The sequence below is a fragment of the Bacillus canaveralius genome, assembly GCF_002860125.1.
Lineage (GTDB): Bacteria > Bacillota > Bacilli > Bacillales > Cytobacillaceae > Bacillus_BJ > Bacillus_BJ canaveralius.
This window is the reverse complement of sequence record NZ_PGVA01000104.1, coordinates 1-3,259: the sequence shown is the minus strand read 5'-3', so window position 1 is coordinate 3,259 and position 3,259 is coordinate 1. Positions and strand designations below refer to the sequence as shown.

The 3,259-nt window shown below is 29.9% G+C and carries 4 protein-coding genes; 3 read left to right on the top strand and 1 reads right to left on the bottom strand.

What is annotated here, in order from left to right:
- Positions 1 to 49 precede the first annotated feature (49 nt).
- The 3 genes from CU635_RS23060 to CU635_RS23055 all read left to right on the top strand — a co-directional run bounded on the left by CU635_RS23060 (position 50) and on the right by CU635_RS23055 (position 2,149).
- Complete coding sequence (locus tag CU635_RS23060; protein ID WP_101579675.1) at positions 50 to 349, top strand: hypothetical protein; 300 nt, start codon at positions 50 to 52, stop codon at positions 347 to 349.
- A 238-nt stretch (positions 350 to 587) separates the two neighbouring features.
- Positions 588 to 917 carry a hypothetical protein gene (locus CU635_RS24030; RefSeq protein ID WP_245917569.1) on the top strand — a complete coding sequence of 110 codons (330 nt, stop codon included), beginning with the start codon at positions 588 to 590 and terminating at the stop codon, positions 915 to 917.
- Positions 917 to 2,149: a protein kinase domain-containing protein gene (locus CU635_RS23055; RefSeq protein ID WP_308303544.1), complete on the top strand. Its 1,233-nt coding sequence runs from the start codon at positions 917 to 919 to the stop codon at positions 2,147 to 2,149. The genes CU635_RS24030 and CU635_RS23055 overlap by 1 nt, the downstream gene beginning before the upstream one ends.
- A gap of 372 nt (positions 2,150 to 2,521) precedes the next feature.
- Here the strand turns inward: CU635_RS23055 and CU635_RS23050 are convergent, their stop codons facing one another.
- A complete protein-coding gene (locus CU635_RS23050) occupies positions 2,522 to 2,995 on the bottom strand; it encodes a hypothetical protein (protein ID WP_425427554.1) in 474 nt (157 codons plus the stop codon).
- Between the last annotated feature and the right edge of the window lie 264 nt (positions 2,996 to 3,259).

The window sequence follows — 3,259 nt, the reverse complement described above, 5'->3', positions numbered from 1 at the left end:
TTAATCTGTAGAAATTTGAAAAAATGCCCCACTTTTTAGAGGAAATAAAGTGGCTGTTTACATAAGTTCATTAATTTATCATTTTCCAGATGGATTTTTTGAAGATGGGATATTAATAATTTCGAACATTTTAAAAACAAAAGGTTCTATATTATCCGGTAATACAGTGTTTTATTTAGAAATAGCTTTCCAAAAACATCTAATGAAAAATAATAATATGTTTATCTCTAAAGATTTATATAAAAATTACTTATTTTTGTTAGATGAGCTAGTTTTAAAAGGTTCATGTAGAAGCTATTATGTAAGAGAATATTTAATTAAAAGCAAAAAGATTAGCCAGGCTCATTAATACTAAATATTTTTTGAGAAAAACCTCTTAGTAATTAGAAAGCTAGGAGGTTTTGAATTATATTTCTTTATTTATTCTGTGAAGAAATAATAATGAAAAATTGTAATGAAGATTCTTGAAAATGGTTGAGGTTATTTAATAAATGATTCACTTGATAATTTAATAGATTTATTTTTATTTCAGAAAGAGTAACTAAAACGTTGGAAATAAATGGGGCTGTGATTGAGGAGGTTAATTAATGAGCTATTCAGATTATCGAAGAATAAAACAACTTGGAGAAGGAAGAAACGGTTGGGTTTATCTCATGCGAGATAATTCTAATATTGAGTTTGCAGTTAAAGTTTCAAAAATTAAAGATGTAACTGGAGATTTTACGAAACTAAAATTAGAAAGATTTAAAACAGAGGCTATTAAAGTACATGATTTATATATAGAAGGACAGAAAGGTATAATTCCTGTATTAAGTTATGAATTGCCATGCAAGGAAACTGGGAAATATTTTTTTGTCATGCCTAAAGCAGTTCCTTTAGAAGAAAAATCGAAGGACTGTAATAACATTTTGATCTAATAGAAATTTTTAAAGATTTAGCTCTGACATTAAGTGAACTACATAGAAAGAATATATCTCATCGGGACATCAAACCTGAAAACATACTATATTATCAAGGAAAATATTGCTTTGGAGACTTTGGATTAATAGATTTCCCTGAAAAAGAAGATTTAACTAAAGCAAAAGAAGCATTGGGAAATCGAAAAACAATGGCTCCTGAAATGAGAACGCCTTTATTAGTGACGGATTCTAGACCAGCTGATGTTTACTCATTTGCAAAAACACTTTGGATTATACTCACTGGGGAAGAATATGCCTTTGATGGTCAGTTTAATTATTTTGAAAATAACAGATTACAGACTAAATACCCTAAACAACATTTTGTTGAATTATATAAGCTGTTAGTAGACTCAACAGCTGAAAATCCTGAAAAAAGACCAACAATAGATGAATTTTTAAACAGATTACTAGAGTGGGAAAGTATAGCTCAAAATGAGCGAGCAGCAAATAAAAGCTTATGGGGATTTATAGAAAAAAACGTTATACAACAGACAAATCCAAGTACAGTTATTTGGAGAGACAAACTTCAGGTAGTAGAAATTCTTAAGCAATTATCAATTTTAAACTTTAATCATACATTTATTCATGAAGGGGGAGGAATGGATTTAATAGATATAAAACTGTTCGAAGAAGAAATAGAGAAAGACATGGTAATTCTTGGCTTTGGTTTTAATATGGATCATGTCTTTAAGGTAAAAAGATTAATATGGGAACTACCAAATGGGGATTCCGAATTTAGCTATTTCCGTTTAGAGTTCGATAAAGTAAATCCTATCTATCCAAGTGCAGTTGAAGAATTAGAAAAATGGATGAAAAATCAAAACTTCGAATATAATAATGAAGTTGTTTCTGAAGATTTGATTGTGAATAATAATGGAGAATATGAACTTTATTACGAAGATGATGAAATAGCACATTTTAGTATTACTAGATGGTTTGACGGTTCATTTTTAATAGTGCCTAAAGGTTCTATATATAATAGTATTCAAAATACATACGATGGACGCCATTCTAAGTTCAAAGCAGAAGACTTTAGAGAGTATATGGAAATATTACAATATATTCATAAACATAAGATTTTAAAGAGATATTTTTGGGATATTGCTAACAGAGATCCTTTCGAGGAAGGCTTATTTGAAGAATTGAAACAAATTAGGTTCATGACAGATGAAGAATTGAAAAAGAATTAGAAGACGATACAGAAAATTAAACAACTTTATTATTCGTTTAAATTAAACATTACGGTGAGTAATACTTATTTTTAAACAACTTTAAAACCTCTCGCTTGATTCTCGAGTAGGTGTTAACTGCATTTCTAATATCAATATTAAACAACTTTATTATCACTACACATGTTTTATTCACTGAAATTAAAGTTGTTATATAGGAATTAAAGTTATTATATAGGAATTAAAGTTCTTATATAGCATTTTTAACAGAGAAAGCCGCCATTAATTATGGCGGCTTTTTTGCTTTCAATTGAAATTTGATTTCTTGCCCAGTGATTTGCTTGAACGACCTTTATCTAAAGCACCATTTTTAGCTCAATAAGAATATTTAATTTAGTAAGCTGTCTCTCCATTTTCAGTTTCAGTATCAAATCCCATACCCCTTAGCAGCTGCTGGGTATAAGCTAAACTTTGCTCTGTTTGCTGCTGCCAGCTGATAACAGAATCCATAAAACCTTTATATTCACTTGGAGCATTTTCCCTCATAACCCTTAACCATTTCGTTACTTCCTTGTCTTGCTTTAACCCATTATTAACACAAGCAACCAGAGCTTTAATAATGGATTCATGGTATTCACCACTCTGCAATCGTTTGGCGCAGCCTAATGCTGTAACCCGGTGATAGGAGGCTGGAACAAGATGATTATGCATTTCTGCATTTCCTTTTAGATTTTTAGTGACAGGAATATGAAATAATTGCGTCGTCATTGAACAAACCATTTGTTCGCCTTTCAGACTGTAGTTTAAATACTCCAATATTGAAGACCAGTCTTGCCGGTAGGGATAATAATAGTTCAATACATTCACCCACTTTTAAAAATTCTATAACATTTTATGTATCATTTATATTTTTGCCCCTAAAGATTGTGAATTGAACTAATTCAAAATTAAGAAGCTCTTACTTTTTATCAAAAAAGCACAGAGAAAATTTTCTCTATGCTCTTCTAAAGCATTAACGGATTATAATCATTTTTTTGAAATTAAATTCCTTATTCAACTATGGGCAGTTTAGCATTCCTGTAGATCGCTAATTTTGAGCTTTGATAAAAATAGGGCTCCTCAGTAAGATAT